The 16350-nt window shown below is 66.0% G+C and carries 12 protein-coding genes; 5 read left to right on the forward strand and 7 right to left on the reverse strand.

Features of this window, described 5'->3' with window-relative positions; all coding sequences use genetic code 11:
- Positions 1–86: 86 nt before the first annotated feature.
- The gene (locus tag PS060_RS09920; protein ID WP_273982837.1) at positions 87–2081 is read left to right on the forward strand and encodes an alpha/beta hydrolase family protein; all 1995 of its coding nucleotides are present in this window, start codon (positions 87–89) and stop codon (positions 2079–2081) included.
- An 85-nt stretch (positions 2082–2166) separates the two neighbouring features.
- Here PS060_RS09920 and PS060_RS09925 read toward each other — a convergent pair whose 3' ends face one another.
- From PS060_RS09925 to PS060_RS09940, 4 genes are all read right to left on the reverse strand, one after another.
- Positions 2167–2730: a hypothetical protein gene (locus PS060_RS09925; RefSeq protein ID WP_273982838.1), complete on the reverse strand. Its 564-nt coding sequence runs from the start codon at positions 2728–2730 to the stop codon at positions 2167–2169.
- 95 nt (positions 2731–2825) lie between these two features.
- Positions 2826–4706, reverse strand: a complete 1881-nt coding sequence (locus PS060_RS09930) for a tetratricopeptide repeat-containing sulfotransferase family protein (protein WP_273982839.1) — start codon at positions 4704–4706, stop codon at positions 2826–2828.
- A 5-nt stretch (positions 4707–4711) separates the two neighbouring features.
- Positions 4712–6226, reverse strand: a complete 1515-nt coding sequence (locus PS060_RS09935; protein WP_273982840.1) for a putative 2OG-Fe(II) oxygenase — start codon at positions 6224–6226, stop codon at positions 4712–4714.
- Positions 6227–6296: 70 nt separating this feature from the next.
- A complete protein-coding gene (locus PS060_RS09940) occupies positions 6297–9437 on the reverse strand; it encodes a TonB-dependent receptor domain-containing protein (protein WP_273982842.1) in 3141 nt (1046 codons plus the stop codon).
- A 342-nt stretch (positions 9438–9779) separates the two neighbouring features.
- On the opposite strand from PS060_RS09940, the gene PS060_RS09945 reads away from it, so the two are divergent.
- On the forward strand, positions 9780–10949 hold the full coding sequence (locus PS060_RS09945; protein ID WP_273982843.1) for an acetyl-CoA C-acetyltransferase: 1170 nt from the start codon (positions 9780–9782) through the stop codon (positions 10947–10949).
- A gap of 26 nt (positions 10950–10975) precedes the next feature.
- Positions 10976–11761, forward strand: coding sequence for an SDR family NAD(P)-dependent oxidoreductase (locus tag PS060_RS09950; protein ID WP_273982846.1), 786 nt, complete (start codon positions 10976–10978; stop codon positions 11759–11761).
- Between the two features lie 51 nt (positions 11762–11812).
- Here PS060_RS09950 and PS060_RS09955 read toward each other — a convergent pair whose 3' ends face one another.
- On the reverse strand, positions 11813–12706 hold the full coding sequence (locus PS060_RS09955) for a hypothetical protein (protein WP_273982848.1): 894 nt from the start codon (positions 12704–12706) through the stop codon (positions 11813–11815).
- 120 nt (positions 12707–12826) lie between these two features.
- Between PS060_RS09955 and PS060_RS09960 the strand changes: the two genes are divergently transcribed.
- Positions 12827–13699 carry a crotonase/enoyl-CoA hydratase family protein gene (locus tag PS060_RS09960; RefSeq protein WP_273982850.1) on the forward strand — a complete coding sequence of 291 codons (873 nt, stop codon included), beginning with the start codon at positions 12827–12829 and terminating at the stop codon, positions 13697–13699.
- Positions 13692–14195 carry a MarR family winged helix-turn-helix transcriptional regulator gene (locus PS060_RS09965; protein ID WP_273982851.1) on the forward strand — a complete coding sequence of 168 codons (504 nt, stop codon included), beginning with the start codon at positions 13692–13694 and terminating at the stop codon, positions 14193–14195. The genes PS060_RS09960 and PS060_RS09965 overlap by 8 nt, the downstream gene beginning before the upstream one ends.
- 63 nt (positions 14196–14258) lie before the next feature.
- On the opposite strand, the gene PS060_RS09970 is transcribed toward PS060_RS09965, so the two are convergent.
- Positions 14259–15257, reverse strand: coding sequence for a type II secretion system F family protein (locus tag PS060_RS09970; protein ID WP_273982853.1), 999 nt, complete (start codon positions 15255–15257; stop codon positions 14259–14261).
- Between the two features lie 19 nt (positions 15258–15276).
- Positions 15277–16248, reverse strand: coding sequence for a type II secretion system F family protein (locus PS060_RS09975; RefSeq protein ID WP_273982855.1), 972 nt, complete (start codon positions 16246–16248; stop codon positions 15277–15279).
- Between the last annotated feature and the right edge of the window lie 102 nt (positions 16249–16350).

Here is a 16350-nt window from a genome sequence, read left to right on the forward strand (position 1 = left end):
TTTCGTTTGAGGGCGGGGCAGCGGCTCCCTAGCCGGATCGGCTCCCGCCCATGTTATCTGCAATGACACCAGGGCACGCTCGGAACATGAAACTTCTCAAAACCTCGCTCGCCGCCGCGCTGATCGGCGTCTCGGCCATCGGCCTGCTGATCGCGGCCCCCGCTCCCACGCTGGCGCAGGGCACCGTGCCCGTGGACGTCTGGGCGCTGCGCGATGTCGTCGATCAGGTGCAGATCTCGCCTGACGGCCAGCACGTGCTGGTGCACAAGGTCGAAAGCCGTGAGGGCGAATACATCCTCGAAATCTATCGCACCGACGACCTGTCCAAGCCGCTGCGCCGCCTCAACGCCGATCCGATGGAGATCGTCTCGGGGCAGTGGATCGGCAATGACGTGATTTTCGGATCGGCCTGGCAGGTCAACCGCAAGACCGTGAAGGGTCCCGAGGAAGACGTCCGCGATTACAAGACCTATTCCTACAGCGTCTCGGCCAACAAGTTCACCGCGGTCGATGGCAATTTCGGGATCGTCAACCTGCTGCCCAACGACCCTGATCACATTCTGGTCAGCACCGGCACCACGGTGGGCGACGGCACCGGGGTTGATCCCTTCGCCGCTTTCCGTCCGCGTTCCTACTACAAGTACAACCTCAAGACCGGTGCGCGCGAGCTGGTGCTGCGCGGCGGAGGCAAGTTCCCGGTGGTTGACCGCTGGGACAATGAAGGCAACCCGCGCTTCACCCAGTCGCAGGATACGGCTGCGGGCACGGTCAGCTCCTATTATCGCCTTCCCGGCGACAGCGAGTGGAAGAAGTTCCAGGAATTCGACCTCAACGATCCCAAGAACCTCTACCGCATCCTCGGCGGGTTCCACGGCATCGTCGGCTTCGATCCGGAAAACCCGAATATCGGATACCTGATCGAAAACCCCGATGGCGAAGACAAGGCGGGGCTGTACGAATTCGACTTCACCACCGGCAAGATCGGCAAGAAGCTGTTCCAGGCGCAGGATGCCGACGTCATGGGCATTCAGCTCCATTCGATCCCCGGCAACGACAAGCTGGTGGCCGCCCGCTATCCGGGCGAGAAGATGGAGCGGTTTTGGTTCGACGAGGAGGAAAAGGCGCTTTACCAGGCGCTCGAACAGCAGATCCCCTATGCCTGGCAGGTCTCGATCGCGAGCCGTTCGCTCGACGGCAAGTCGATGATCGTCACCAACCGCGGCCCGCGCGATCCGGGGTCGTTCTGGTTGGTCAAGGACGGGAAGCTCGCCAAGCTTGGCAGCCGTAACCCGCTGGTCAATCCCGAGCAGCTCTCGGATGTGAAATACATCCGCTACAAGGCCCGTGACGGGCTCGAGATCCCGGCATGGGTGACGATCCCCAAGGGCAAGGGGCCGTTCCCGCTGATCGTGCAGCACAATGGCGGCCCGCACGTCAACGGCATGGTCGGCTATGACGAATGGGGGCAGATGCTCGCCAATGCCGGCTACATGGTGCTGCACCCCGACAACCGGATTTCGGTGGGCTGGGGCCAGAAGCACTTCGATGCCGGTTATGGCGAGCACGGCGGCCGGATGCAGGACGACAAGGACGATGGGGTCAAGTACCTGATCGAACAGGGCCTCGTCGATCCTGACCGCGTGGCGTTCTTTGGCTGGTCGTATGGTGGCTATGCCGCGCTCGTGTCGCTCAGCCGGGAAGAGCAGCTCTACCAATGCGCCATCGCCGGCGCGGCAGTGGCCGATCCGGAAAAGCAGCACATGGGCCGCCGGAACCCTGATCTCAAGGCGCTCGACGAATGGTCGAAGCGGCGCGGGATGATTGGTGTCAACCCGATGAAGGAAGTCGCCAAGGTCAACATTCCGCTGCTGATGATCCACGGCGATGTCGACCGGCGCGTGATGTATTACCACATGAAGGATTACCAGAAGGCCTTCGAGGCCGCTGGGAAGACCGGGGAATTCATCACGCTGGCGGGTGCCGATCACTTCTACAACACCCTGATGTACAAGCATCAGCAGCAGCTTTACACCAAGATGCTCGATTACCTCGCCAACGATTGCGGCCCGGGCGGGCTGTAAGGCGCAGGCGATCGCCGAAACACAAAGGGCGCGGCCAGCGATGGCCGCGCCCTTTTGCTTTGCGCCGCAGAGCGCGCCTGAGCCGCTATTGCACCCGGCGGCCCTTGACCCCCTTCTGGCCGTTGATCCGCAGGAAGTAGCTGCTGAGCGCGCCCTTCTTGATTTCCAGCGTCTGGCCGATTTTCGGCTTCATCAGCCGCGCGGGAAGCTCGTCGAGCTGCCATTGCGCGCCCTCGGCGGTGGTCAGGACATAGGTGCCACTCACCCCGCGCACCCCGGTGATGGTGGTGTTGAGCGTGGTGAACTCCTCTTCCTGCTCGGGGTCGTCCTTGTCGCTCTTGCCCCCGAAGATGCCGAGGTCGGGCAGGGTGAAGCCGAACAGCTTGCGCCGGGTTTCGCGCACGGCCTCGCGGTCAACCACCTGCACTTCGCCCTCGCTGGTGGCCGAAACCATCGCGGCCACCGCCGTGTCGTAGCAGGCGAGCCGTTCGGCGGGGTCGGTCTTGGCCTGACATTCGCGCAGGGCAGTGACATAGGCGCTCTCGTCCCCGCTGTCCTTGTCCTTGGCACCCAGCGGAGCAGCGGCGGCGGCGGCCAGCGCGGCGATGGTCATGCAGCCCACGGCGGCGTAACGGGTTCGGCTCATCATCGTCATCTCCCCTCGCTCAGGGCCGTGTGCGGCCCGCTCCTTCTGGCGTGTGATTACTCCGCCCAGCCAAGCATGGCAAACCGGCAGAACGCGGCTCAGGCGTCGTAGCCCATCCGTTCGGCCCAGGGCGCAAGGATCGACATGACGGGCGCGAGCTGATCGCCGTAGCGCTGCCAGCGACCGCGCGCGCGGGTGTAGAGCTGCTCGCCGATCTGGGCATAGCTTGCGGTGCGCACCCGTCCGCGGCTGCGTGCGGTTTCGGTGTGGTCGAGCAGGCGGTCGTCCCAGCCAAGCCCCAGCCATTCCACCAGCGGCTGCAATTCGCCGCGCGGATCTTCGACCAGCCGCTCGTAACGCACGGCGTGGGCGTTGATCGGGAACAGCTCGCCCGCGCGGTGCCAGGCGCGGAACACCGTGTCATAGGTGCGCGCGGCTTCCTCAAGCTCGGTGAAGCTGCGCATCGCGTGGTTGAGCGTGAAGTTCGCCATGAAGCAGCTCAGCACCACGTCCGCCGGGTGCCGCTCGGCGAGGATGAAGCGCGCCTGCGGGAAGATCCGGTGGATCGCGACCGCGCGCGCCATGTTAAGCGGGTGCTTGTCGACCAGCCAGCGGTTCCCGTCCCAGCCATTGCGGCGGGCGCTGTCGAAATAGGCGGCGCGCAGCTGGGCGCATTGGCTTGCGGTCAGCGCGGCCAGATCGGCATTGCCGGCCATGCGCAAGGTCTCGGCCAGCATCGGGCGTTCTTCGAGCACGCCCAGATCGGGCAGGCCCATCAGCATCGTATCGAGCAAGGTCGTGCCCGAGCGCGGGAAGCCGACGAGGAACACCGGATCGCGGTGCGCAGGGTCGGGGCTGATCGGCGGCGTCCAGCGCGCGGCCCAACCGGGCGTCCAGCGCGCCAGATCGGCTTCCACGCCCTCGCGGTAACTCGGCCCCCTGCGCGGCGGCGCCTCGGCGATGGCGGCGGCGTTCATCGCGGTGAAGGCCGCAAAAGCGCGCGCGCTATCGCCCAGCCGCTCGGCGATATTGCCGATCAGCGCCTCGCGCCGCATCGGGTGGATCGTCGGCGGGATTGCCTCGGCATGGCGCGCGGCATCTTCGAACCGCCCCTCGCGCTGGGCGAGCCAGGCGTGGAGGAAGGCGGCTTCGGGCGGGGTCGTGGCGGGATCGAGGCTCGCCAGCAGCGCGGCCAGCGCCTCGGTGCGGTTGGTCGCCTCGTAGAGTCGCCCGAGTTCGAGATGGGACTCGCCGAATTCCGGCCAACGCGCCACCGCCGCTTCCAACACCGCGATGGCTTCGTCGAGCAGCTCGTTATGTGCCAGCGCCATCGCCAGCTCGGTCTGCACGGCGCGGTTGTCGGGCGCGAGCTCGGCGACATCGCGCGCGACCTTGAGGCGCGGCCCGCCAAGGTCAGCGCGGCGCAGCACGTCGGCGAGGTTGAGATACATTCCCGGCTCGTCGGGCTGATAGGTGATCGCGTGCTCGAAGGCCGTGATCGCCTGATCGAAATGCCCGGCGCCGGCGTGGATATTGCCGAGGTTGTTCCAGCTTGCCGCATCGGTCGGCTCGCCCTGCAACACGCGGGCATAGGCGGCGACCGCGGGGCCGAATTCGCTGCGCTGCTGGCGGACCCACGCCTCGATCCGAGCAAGCGCAGGCAAGGCAGAGCCAGCCGAAAGCGCCAGCGCATCATCCTCGCGTCCCACCGCCAGCAGCGCCTTGGCATAGTCGCCGCGAATTTCCTCATCATCGGGTCGCATCCGGGCGAGCGGCTCAAGGTGCGAAAGCGCCCGCGCGCCATCGCCCAGTTCGAGCGCGGCAAGGCCGGCAATCGCAAGGAAAGGTGCGCCCGCCTCACTGGGGCTGGCATGGCGCTCGGCCAGTGCCAGCGCGCCTGCGGCATCGCCCGCCTGCCGCAGACGGATCGCTTCGGCAAGGGCAGGCGGCAGAGTGGCAGTCGGGGGGGCGGGTTGCATGAGAGTCAGTCCTGTCGGGGGCGGGCAATATCGAAGGCGACGGTCAATCTTTCGCCCTTTGGGAAGGGGCGCGTACCATGCCACATGGTCGATGGGAACAGCACGAGGCGGCCGGGTTTGGGCTCGACCAAGCGGTAGGGTGCAAGGCCGGGAACCAGATCGCGCGCTTCGCCCAGACCAAGCCAGCCCGCGTGATCCTCGCCCCCGTGACCCAGTGTTTCGGGCAAGGCGAGGTAAAGTGCGGAGCTGAACCAGCCCTGCGGGTGGACGTGATCGGTGTGGTGCCCGGCATCGGTCAGCCGCACTGACCATGCCCCCGCAACCCGCAGCGGGGTGCGGCCCGCCAGCAAGGTGGGGTGTCCGGGCTCGGGCGCGGGCAACTGCGCGACATGGCGCTCCACCACAGCGAGCAGGCGTGCCCTGAGATCGCGGATCGGCGCCTCGGCGCGCAGCAGCAGATTGCCGTCGGTCTGCGTGCCTCCACGCACCGACTGGTCGAGTGGATCAGCCGTGGCGCGGTGGAGGCTGCGCAGGTGATCGGCAAGCGCGGCAAGCTCGGCGGGGGAAAGGCCAATGTCATAGACACCGACAAGACGCGGATCGCCTTCCAGCCATGCGGCGCGCGGATCATCCATCATGCGCCACGCGAGCGAGAGGTAGGGCCACAGCGCCAGCGCGCCGGGATCGGCGAGGCGCGGTTCGAGCTCGGCGGCGGCAGCCTCAGGCCGGGCGCGGCGCAGGTGGTGGCGGGCGTGCATCCACGCCTCGCTGGCATTGTCGGGCGGGCCGGCGGCGGCGAAGTGGGTGTCGGCGGCATCGAGCGCGCCGCTTTCCGAAGCGATGTGGCCGGCCATCAGGCTGATCCAGCGCTGGGGGCCGAGTGCGGCCTCGGCAGCGGCGCAGGCGGCGGCGGCGCGCGGCAGGTCGCGGGCCTGCAGGGCGATCGCGATGCCGCAGTGGTGCAACTCGGGCGAGCGCGGGGTGCGGTCGAGCGCGGCGGCGGTGCTGGCGAGCGGATCGCCGCCCATCTGCCCGCTCAGCGCGGCAAAGCTGCGGTGCCCGTCAAGCCAGAGCGGATTGGCGGCGGTGAGGCGGATGAGCATGGCAATCCCGGCCTCGGGCTGTCCTTCGGCAAACAGGGCCGTGGCGTGGCCGATCAGGACCGTCCCGTCCTGCGGGGCGAGTGGGGCGGCGGCGGCGAACAGGGCGGCGGCAGGCAGGCCGGCCTCAAGCGCGGTGCGGGCGTGGGAGTGGGCAATCAGCGCGTCGCCCGGCGCGAGGGCGGCGGCGGCGCGGAAGGCTTCGTAAGCGATCACGCTCTCCCCGCAGGCGCGGGCAGCAAGGCCGAGCAATTGGTGGGCCTTCGCGCTTGTGGGGTGCCGCTGCGCAAGGTCGCGGGCGAGGGGAAGCAGGCGTTCGGGGAAATCGCCCTTCAACAAGGCCAGCCCCGCGCCGAGCGCGGCAGCAGGATCATGCAGCGGAAACTGCGCGATCCGGGCTTGGGCTTCGGCGGGTTGCAAGCTTTCGGGTTCCCCAAACGAAAATGGCGGGCCTTTCGGCCCGCCATTCGTTGTCTAGCGACGTGGACGCTTAGAAATCAAGCGTCACACCGGCAAACAGGTAACGACCCAGCGCGTCATAGACCTGCGCGTAGACGTTGCCGTTGCACGGGCCGGCCGGGCAAGCCTGCGAGCCGGTGGTCGGCGGCGACTTGTCGAGCACGTTGTTCGCACCGAGGACGAAGTTGAAGTTATCGCCTGCGTCGAAGGTGAAGGTCAGGTCGAAGTAGTTGACGGCATCGAAGCCGGCAGCACCCGGACGGGCAACGCCACCCGGCGACGGACCGGTACCACCGGTGTTGCTCAGGTTGGTGTTGGTCGACACCGAGTCGAGGCCAACCCCGTCAAAGTAGCGCCAGCGCACCGAAGCGCCGAAGCCATTGCGGAAGTTGAAGCCGACGCGGGCCTGGTGACGCCACTCGGGGTTCGGCGAACCGCAGACGTTGCCGTACAGACCGACGCAGTCGAAGGTCTGGTCGAGACCCGGGATGGTGACCCCCGTGTCGGTCACCAGCTCATCGAGGTAGGTGCCGAGGAAGTTGAAGGTCAGGGTGCCGACATCGCCGATTTCGGTGCTGTAGTTAACCTGGGCGTCGATACCCGAGGTCGAGAAGCCGCCGATGTTCTGCGTCACGTTGGTCGTGAAGCCCTGCGCCGAACGCCACAGCGAACCGGTCGGGTCACGGTTGATCAGGCCGCAGAAGAACGGATCCGCCGTCGCGGTACAGGCCGCGAGGATGGTGTCCGAACCGATGCCACCGATCGCCTGCGTGATGTCGATGTTGAAGTAATCGACGCTGGCGGTGAAGCCAGGCAGGAAGCCCGGGGTCAGCACCACACCCACGGTGTAGGTGTCGGCTTCTTCCGGGTTGAGGTTGGCGTTGCCGCCGACGAAGCCGTTGTACTGGTCAGCCGGGTTCGGAGCGACGAACTGGCCGACGCTCAGGCCCTGGGCCAGACAGCCGGTGTTCGCGGCAGTGATGACGAAGCCGGCGCAGGGGTCGGACGAACCGTCGAGAGCGACGAGGTTCGGCGCGAACAGATCCTGCACGGTCGGCGCACGGACGGCACGGTTGAAACCACCGCGGATGCGGAAGTCACGGATCGGGGCGAATTCGCCTTCGATCTTGAACGTGTCGGTCGTGGCACCGGTGCTGTAGTCCGAATAACGGTAACCGCCGGTGAGGGTGAAGTCATACACCCAGCTGTCCTGCGCGATCGGGATACGGATTTCGGTGAAGAATTCCGTCACGTCGAAGCTGCCCGAAACCGGCAGGGTCGCCGCGCCCTGACCAGCAAGGTCGCCGGTCGAGAAGGCGGTGTCCGAATTGAACTGCAGGCTTTCCTTGCGGTATTCGGTACCCAGAACGATGTCGACGCCCTGGTCGGCCCAGGGGGTCTTCAGACCGTACTCACCCAGCGAACCCGACAGGAACGCGTTGGCGACCTGCTGCTCCACGACGCCGCGCGAGAAGCCCGGGGTCGAGAGGTAGGCGACCGAAGCCGCGCTCGGGGCGACGGTGCCCGGCGAGAAGATGTCCCACGGCACGCAGTTCGGGTCCGAACCATCGAGGGTCGAACGGCAAACCGGGGTGCCACCGGGGCCGGTGACGACGTCGAGGGCACGGCCGAGGCGCGAGACCGAGAAGTCGTTCAGGTAGGTCTGGGCGTAGTTGTTACGGCCATACTGGTAGAACGCGTCATACGACCATGCCGGCGACAGGTCGCCCTTCACGCCGATGACGGCGCGGTAGGAAACGTGCTGCAGGTCGTCCTGACGGGCGCCGCCTTCCACGTTACGACGCAGGATCTGTGCGAAGGCGCGGTTGTAGGTGGTGCCGGTCAGCGGGTCGATGAAGTTGAACGGCGTGGTCGGCAGCAGCGGCTCGCCGAGACCGCGCGCAACGCGAGCGGCGTTTTCAGCGGCAACGTTGCCGGTCACGATGAAGGCGTTACCCGGCAGCGGGCTGACGAGCAGGTTGGCGCTGTTGCACAGCTCGGCGCGCTGGCCGGCCGAAAGCAGCGGGTTGTCGCAGTTGATCGACAGGGTGTTGCCGAAGTTACCCGACGGAGCGATCTGGGCGACCGTACGGTCGTCCATGAACATGAACTCCATGTAGGGCTTGATCGCGCTCGAGATTTCGTAGTCGGCGAAAAGGCCGGCGGTGTAACGCTCGTCCGGGCGCTGGAAGTAGTTCAGCGGGCCGAAGTTGAACGGCGTGGTGCCTGCGAGCAGCGTGCGGTTCGGGCCGAACTGCGCGAGGGTCGAGGTGAAGTCAGCGCCAAAGCCTTCGTTGTAGAACACGGTGCCGGTGGCCGAGGTGGCCGAACCGCCGCAGTTGTACAGACGACCGCCGCCGGCAACCGACGCTGCGGTGTTGGCCGAGAGCGAGCACGCCGAGTAGTCACGACGGGCCTGGAGCACCGGGTCGATCTTACGGTAGCCGACATAGGCGGTGACGCGGCCGCGGCCATCGTCGAAGCTGCTGCCGAAGGCGATGGTGCCGTCGAAGGTGCCGCCATCGGTGACCATGCCGGTCGGGTAGCCGAAGCCGCGCGCGTCGTTCGCACCGCGAATGTCGGCCGAGGCACGGTTGTTGTGGTTGTACACGCCGTAGTTGGCGTTGATCTTGAAGCCTTCGAAGTCGGTGTCGAGAACGAAGTTCACAACGCCCGCGACCGCGTCCGCACCGTACACCGACGAAGCACCGCCGGTCAGCACGTCGACGCGCTCGATCAGAGCGGCCGGGATCATGTTGATGTCAGCAGCCGAAGTGCTCGGCGTGCCGGGCGCGAGGCGACGGCCGTTGACGAGGACGAGCGTACGCTCGGCGCCCAGACCACGAAGGTCGAGGGTCGCGGTACCGGTCGAACCGTTCGAGACGCTACCACCCTGCGCTGCGAAAACCTGCGGCAGCGAGTTGATGAGGTCTTCCACGCGGGTGGTGCCGGTCAGGGCAAACTCTTCCGCGGTCACGACGGTGACGGGGCTGGCCGATTCAAGGTTCGGCGAGCGCAGACGAGTCCCGGTGACGACGATCGGCGCACCGGCATCTTCTTCTGCGGCGGTATCAGTGGTGACGTCGGCGTCCTGCGCGAAGGCAGGGGCGGCGACAGTAAGCGCGATAACGGCGGTTGCCGCACCGGCCTTGAGAAGCGCGTGCTTCTTCATGGTGGTCTTCCTCCTCTAGGTTTGACCAGGTGTATTGACACTTTATGCGTCAAGGGCTCGTGACAAATCACGTAAATAGCCCTCTCCACGGGGCGGAATGCTCCAAGCCATAGTGCAGTGCAAACCCAATTCGCGCCGTGCGTTGCGCTTGCGCAAAACGTGTTACGCTTCTGCAACAGTTGGCATAGACCCCACAGGCCGCCCGATTTGACCCCCTGCGATTTTTGTCTGCTTGATTTGCGCGTGGCGCTTCAATACGCGCGTTGCCACAAGCGAGTGGCGAAGCGAAACTGATTGTTGGCCGCGCGCCGGGCCCGTCCGGGCCAGTTGGAGGAGAGAGACATGACCACAGCCTATATTGTCGAAGCCGTCCGCACCGCCGGCGGTCGCCGCGGCGGGCGTCTGGCCGGGGTGCATCCGGTCGATCTGCTGGCAAAATCGCTCGATGCCATCGTCGAGCGCTCGGGCATTGATCCCAAGGCGATCGACGACGTCGTCACCGGCTGCGTCAGTCAGGCAGGCGAGCAGGCGCTGCAAGTGGGCCGCATGGGCGTGCTCGCCTCGAAGCTGCTCCCGCAGTCGACACCCGCGGTCACCATCGACCGCCAGTGCGGCTCCAGTCAGCAAGCGATCCAGTTCGCCGCCCAGGCCGTGATGAGCGGGACGCAGGATGTCGTCATTGCCAGCGGCGTGGAAAGCATGACCCGCGTGCCGATGGGCTCCAACGTCACGCTGCACATGAAGGAAGGCCTGCTCCAGAAGGCCGCGGGCCTCGAGGAGAAGTTCCCCGGCATCAACTTCAGCCAGTTCATGGGCGCGGAGATGATCGTCAAGAAGCATGGCTTCACCAAGGACGATCTCGACCGCTTTGCCCTGTCGAGCCACGAAAAGGCGATTGCGGCCACCAAGGCCGGCGCCTTCGAGCGCGAGATTGTCGCGGTCGAGATCGAAACGCCGGAAGGCACCCAGATGCACACCGTCGATGAAGGCATCCGCTTCGATGCGACGCTGGAAGGCATTTCGGGCGTCAAGCTGCTCTCGCCCGATGGCGCGATCACGGCGGCCTCTTCGAGCCAGATCTGCGATGGCTCGTCGGCGGTGCTGGTGGTGTCCGAGGCGGCGCTGAAGGCCCATGGCCTGACCCCGCTTGCCCGCATTCACAACCTCACCGTGACCGCGGGCGATCCGGTGATCATGCTGGAAGAGCCGCTGTTCGCCACCGACCGTGCGTTGCAGCGCGCCGGAATGACGATCGACGACATCGATCTGTTCGAGGTCAACGAAGCCTTTGCTTCGGTGCCGCTGGCATGGCTCAAGCACACCGGCGCTGACCCCTCCAGGCTCAACGTCCACGGCGGCGCGATTGCGCTGGGCCACCCGCTCGGCGCGTCGGGAACCAAGCTGATGGCGACGCTGGTTCACGCGCTCAAGCGCCACGGCAAGAAGTACGGCCTCCAGACGATGTGCGAAGGCGGCGGCGTCGCCAACGTGACCATCATCGAGGCGCTCTAATCATTCCCATCTGAGAGGACTAACCAATGGAAGTTTCAGCCAATACCCCCGCCGTCGTCACCGGCGGTGCCTCGGGCCTCGGCGCGGCGACCGCCCGCGCGCTGGCCGCCAAGGGCGCGAAGGTCGCGATCTTCGACATGAACGAGGAAAAGGGCGAAGCCCTCGCGGCAGAAATCGGCGGCGTGTTCTGCAAGGTCAACGTGACCAGCGACGAAGACGTCGATGCCGGTTTCGCCAAGGCCCGCGCGGCCCACGGGCAGGAGCGCATCCTTGTGAACTGCGCCGGGATCGGCAACGCGATCAAGACCGCCAGCCGCTCGAAGGAAGATGGCTCGATCAAGCACTTCCCGATCTCGGCCTTCGATTTCGTCATTCAGGTGAACCTGATCGGCACCTTCCGCTGCATCGCCAAGTCGGCGGCTGGCATGATGACGCTCGACCCGATCGACGAATTCGGCGAGCGCGGCGCGATCGTGAACACCGCTTCGGTTGCCGGTGAAGACGGCCAGATTGGCCAGGCGGCTTACTCCGCCTCGAAGGCGGGCGTGATCGGCATGACCCTGCCCATCGCGCGCGACCTGATGAACGAGGGCATCCGCGTCAACACCATCCTGCCGGGCATCTTCGACACCCCGCTGCTCGCCGCCGCGCCGCAGAACGTGCGCGATGCGCTGGCCGCGTCGGTGCCGTTCCCCAAGCGCCTCGGGATGCCGGTGGAATATGCCAAGCTCGCCATGACCATGATCGAGACCGGCTACTTCAACGGCGAGGACGTGCGCCTCGACGGCGCGATCCGCATGGCCCCGCGCTGATCACCTTTCGCCCCTTCCCGTCGCCCGGCGGCGGGGAGGGGCATCCTGGCCTCAGCCGAGGCCGTCGATTTTCGGATCGACAAACAGGTCGCACAGCGGCTCAAGCTCCGCGATCCCGAAATGCCCTGCCCACAGCGCCGGGTCGACCAGCGCCTCGCACCCTGCCGGGATATAGTGGAAAAACAGCAGGTGACAGAAGCCGCCCGCTTCCTTGGGGCGGCGGTAATGCCACTGCGAGCTGCCATTGAACAGCAGCGCCTGATTGGGGCGCAGCAGGTGTTCGGCAAAGTCATATTCCGGATTGGCGATGATCGCTTCCTGGTCAAAGCCCCGTGCGAATTCGGCCGTGGGCCATTCGACCACCCGGCTCAGATAGATCGGCCAGACCGCGTCCTGCTCGATGCAGTAGTCGAATGTGAACATCGCATCGGGATGATCCATGTGCAGATCGCACTTGCCGCTGGCCCCATAGCGGCTGAGGAAATTGTAGCTTGAAACCAGAGGGCGACCGACCAGCGCTTCGATGCGGGGACGCAGCTGTTCCTGCAATTCGAGGAAGAAGGGGTGATCCCACACCACGTCGCGGCCGAATTGCTGGTTTTCCGTCGCCTGCTCCTCGGCATCGTCCGGCTTGGCCGAGCGGCTGGCGGCGAGGATGGCGGCGCAGGTGGCCGGATCAAACACATCTTCCATCACCATCTCGCGGAAGTCCGCGGGCGGCTTGAGCGCCGCGAAGCTGTCGAGGAAGGCGGGCAGGGCATCGGGTCGCACGTCGGCCAGATAGTGCCGGGCAATCTCGAAACGACGCAGGAAGTGGGAATCGTACCATCCCATCGTGGCGACCGTCCGGATCGCGGCGGCGGCCTTGAGGTGGAGCGCGAAATAGGCCGGATCGCGCAGTCGCGCCCGCGGGCCGGCGTCGAGGGGTGCCGCTGCTTGGGTCATGCCCTGTGCCATAAGCCCGATGGATCAGCTCTGCAACTCGCGCGGAAAGCTCCCATTTGCGGGGGTTTTCTTTTGCGTCCGGCATGGCATCACACCGCCAACAGGAACGAGAGGACACGCATGACCCAATACACCCAGATCATCGTCGACAAGGCCGATGGCATCGCCACGATCACGCTCAATCGCCCCGAAAAGATGAACGCCTATACCCGCATCATGGGCGAGGAGATCATCGCGGCGATGGATGACATCGACGCTGACGACAGCGTGCGCGCGGTGATCTTTACCGGCAGCGGCGAGCGGGCGTTCTGTGCCGGGGCTGACCTCACGCCCGAGGGCGGCGGGCAGGTGTTCTCCGACCCCACCGAGGTCGCCGACCTGTCCGACCCCAAGGTGCGCGACGGCGGCGGTCTGCTGACGCTGCGGCTGTTCGAATCGAAGAAGCCCCTGATTTCCGCCTGCAACGGCGTGGCCGTGGGCGTGGGCGCGACGATGCAGCTCGCCATGGACATCCGCCTCGCCAGCGAGACCGCGCGCTACGGCTTCGTCTTTGCCCGCCGCGGGATCGTGCCGGAAGCCGCATCGAGCTGGTTCCTGCCGCGCATCGTCGGCATCCAGCAGGCTTTGGAATGGTGCTATACCGGCCGAGTGTTCGACGCAGCCGAAGCCAAGGCGGGCGGGCTGGTGCGCTCGGTCCACGCGCCTGCCGATCTGCTGCCTGCCGCGCACGCGCTGGCGCGGGAGATTGCCGACAACACCTCGGCGATCTCGGTCGCGATGACGCGGGCGATGATGTGGCGGCTGGCGAGCACCGATCATCCGATGGAGGCCCACAAGATCGACAGCCGCGCTATCTATCGCCTCAGCCGCGGCGCGGACGCGAAGGAAGGGATCGCGAGCTTCCTTGAAAAGCGTGCGCCCGCCTATCCCGGCAAGGTCAGCGCCGATATGCCTGATTTCTACCCCTGGTGGGACGCGCGGCCCTATGCGTGATCCGTCCGCAGCGGCCGGCGGTGGCCAGCTGGCGGGGTTCCTGCCCTACCAGCTCTCGGTCACCTCCAACGCCGTCAGCGCCCTCATCGCCGAGCGCTATCGCAAGCGGTTTGCGCTCAAGATCCCCGAATGGCGGGTGATGGCGGTGTTGGGCGACGGCGGTGAAGGGGGCGGCCGCATGACCCAGCGCGCGCTGACCGCAGCGACGGTGATGGACAAGGTTGCGGTCAATCGCGCGGTCAAGGTGCTGGAAGAACGCGGGCTGATCGCGCGGGTGCCGCATCCCGATGATGGCCGTTCCTACCTGCTGGCGCTGACCGGGGAGGGCGCGGCGATCCATGCCGAGGTCATGCCGCTCGCCCGCGCGACCGAACGCGAGCTGCTGAGCGGGCTTGCCCCCGATGAAGAGATCATGCTGCGCCGCCTGCTGGCCGGCCTGCGCGATCGGGCCATGACGCTTGCCGGCGCAACAGCCGAAGGGCCGGAGCAGGGGTAGATCCCCGCCCCGGCCCCCACAGCAGTCCGGCAGTCCGTTTGGCAGGAACTTCCGGCAATCGCCTTACTTGTTGACGAGGTTGTCCGAGATCGAACAGGCCGCCGGGCCAAGGATCACGACGAACAGCGTCGGCAGAATGAACACGATCAGCGGCACGGTCATGATCGCGGGCAGACGCGCGGCCTTTTCCTCGGCGCGCATCATGCGCTCGTTGCGGAATTCGGCCGACAGCACGCGCAGCGCGGAGGCGAGCGGCGTCCCGTAGCGTTCGGTCTGGATCATGGTCGTCACCACCCCCTTCACCGCTTCGAGATTGACGCGGTAGGCGAGGTTGTTGAACGCCATCTTGCGTTCGTTGAGGAACGACAGCTCGATCGCGGTGAGGGCGAATTCGTCGCCCAGTTCGGGATAGGCGCGGCCCAGTTCCTTGGCGACGCGGTTGAAGGCAGCGTCGACCGTCAGACCGGCCTCGGCGCAGATCACCAGCAGGTCGAGCGCATCGGGTAGACCCTTCTGGATTTCCTTGGTGCGCTTGTCGGCCTTGTTCTTGAGGAAGATTTCCGGGCCTTTGTAGGCGATGAACACGCTGATCGCGAAGGCGCCGAGGCGCTTCATCGGGGACAGGTCGGGCCAGATTTCCAGCCAGTAGATCAGCGTCGCCATGGTGATGCCGATCACGATCGGCAGGATCGCGCGGATCCCGATGATGATGACCGCCAGTTCCTTGTTGCGGTAACCCGCGTGCGCCAGCTTTTGCTGGATGTCCTTGATCTGGCTTTCCTGAAGCACGTTCAGGCGCCCCAGGCCTTCCTTGACCTTGTCGGTCGTGTCGGTGCGCCTCACGAGGCTGGTGCGTTTCTTCGAGCCGGAGGTGACGATCCCCGCCTTGAGCTGTTCGCGCCGGCCTTCCAGCGCCTTGACGCGCTTGGCCATCGGATCGCGGATCGTGACCGCAGCGTAGATCGCCAGCATCACCGCGAAGGCGGCAAGCCCTGCCAGCACGGTGCCGACGACGATGACGTCGAAGCCGAGCAGCGTGGGACCGGTGGGTTGATTGATCATTGGAATATGCCCCCCGCCGTCAGATTTCGAAGTTGACCATCTTGGCCATCATGGCGACCCCGATGCCCATCCACACGCCTGCGCCGAGCCCTGTGACGATCAGACGATCATCGGTGAAGAAGCCGCCCATGTATTCCGGGTTGATGTAGAGAATCATCCCGAACACGATGAAGGGCAGCGAGCCGACGATATAGGCCGAGGCCTTGGATTCGGCGCTCATCGCCTTGATCTTCAGCTTCATCTGGGCGCGCTGGCGCAGCACGTTGGCCAGGTTCGAGAGCGTTTCGGCAAGGTTGCCCCCCGTCTCGCGCTGGATCGCCAGGGTGATGGTGAAGAAGTTGAATTCCGGGATCCCGAGCTTGTCGGCGGTGTCCTGGAGCGCGTCCTCCATGGTCTTGCCGACCTTGATGCGGTCGATCACGGTCTTGAATTCATAGCCGACCGGGCCGGGCACTTCGGTCGAGACGATCTGCAGCGTCTCGGTCACCGGCAGACCGGAGCGCAGGCCGCGCACCAGCAGTTCGATCCCGTCGGGAAACTTGGAGACAAACGCGTTGGTGCGCTTGTTGATGAGGCGGCCGACCACCATGTGCGGCAGGCCCGCGCCGAGCAGCAGACCGACGCCGAGCGACAGCATCAGCGCCTGGGTGAAGACGAACATCACCACCGAAAACGCCAGCGCCAGCCCGACCGTGGCATAGATGTACTGCGTCACCGTCCACGTCTTGCCGGTACGGTTGAGGCGCATGGCGAGCGCTTCGGTGCGCGAGCCGGAGCCGGCGACCTTGTAGGTCTTGGGCTTGCGCGCCGCGACCGCCCGCTTGAACTGCGCATCGACCTTGGCATCGACGCTTTCCGAGTGGCGGTAGCGCAGCGCCTGCATCCGGCGCTTCTGCGCCTTGGCCACGCCTGACCCGGCGATCAGCGAATAGAGCAGAACCAGCGCGATGAAGATCACCAGCGTGATGAGCAGGGTTTGGATGACGTCCATGATCGATAAGTCCTGCCTGGTCCGCCACTAAGCGGTGGCGCAAATCCTTGGGGTGGCGGGCGCGGGGCAGGGGGGCTGTGGCCCTGCTGTCCCCGCGCGCCG

The sequence above is a fragment of the Erythrobacter sp. BLCC-B19 genome (assembly GCF_028621955.1).
In the GTDB taxonomy this organism is placed as follows: Bacteria; Pseudomonadota; Alphaproteobacteria; order Sphingomonadales; family Sphingomonadaceae; genus Erythrobacter.

What these genes read in the sequence shown, in the direction of transcription:
- PS060_RS09920 (WP_273982837.1), top strand. Translation starts at nt 87, where the DNA reads ATGAAACTTCTCAAAACCTCGCTCGCCGCCGCGCTGATCGGCGTCTCG.
- PS060_RS09925 (WP_273982838.1), bottom strand. Translation starts at nt 2,730, where the DNA reads ATGATGAGCCGAACCCGTTACGCCGCCGTGGGCTGCATGACCATCGCC.
- PS060_RS09930 (WP_273982839.1), bottom strand. Translation starts at nt 4,706, where the DNA reads ATGCAACCCGCCCCCCCGACTGCCACTCTGCCGCCTGCCCTTGCCGAA.
- PS060_RS09940 (WP_273982842.1), bottom strand. Translation starts at nt 9,437, where the DNA reads ATGAAGAAGCACGCGCTTCTCAAGGCCGGTGCGGCAACCGCCGTTATC.
- PS060_RS09945 (WP_273982843.1), top strand. Translation starts at nt 9,780, where the DNA reads ATGACCACAGCCTATATTGTCGAAGCCGTCCGCACCGCCGGCGGTCGC.
- PS060_RS09950 (WP_273982846.1), top strand. Translation starts at nt 10,976, where the DNA reads ATGGAAGTTTCAGCCAATACCCCCGCCGTCGTCACCGGCGGTGCCTCG.
- PS060_RS09955 (WP_273982848.1), bottom strand. Translation starts at nt 12,706, where the DNA reads ATGACCCAAGCAGCGGCACCCCTCGACGCCGGCCCGCGGGCGCGACTG.
- PS060_RS09960 (WP_273982850.1), top strand. Translation starts at nt 12,827, where the DNA reads ATGACCCAATACACCCAGATCATCGTCGACAAGGCCGATGGCATCGCC.
- PS060_RS09965 (WP_273982851.1), top strand. Translation starts at nt 13,692, where the DNA reads ATGCGTGATCCGTCCGCAGCGGCCGGCGGTGGCCAGCTGGCGGGGTTC.
- PS060_RS09970 (WP_273982853.1), bottom strand. Translation starts at nt 15,257, where the DNA reads ATGATCAATCAACCCACCGGTCCCACGCTGCTCGGCTTCGACGTCATC.
- PS060_RS09975 (WP_273982855.1), bottom strand. Translation starts at nt 16,248, where the DNA reads ATGGACGTCATCCAAACCCTGCTCATCACGCTGGTGATCTTCATCGCG.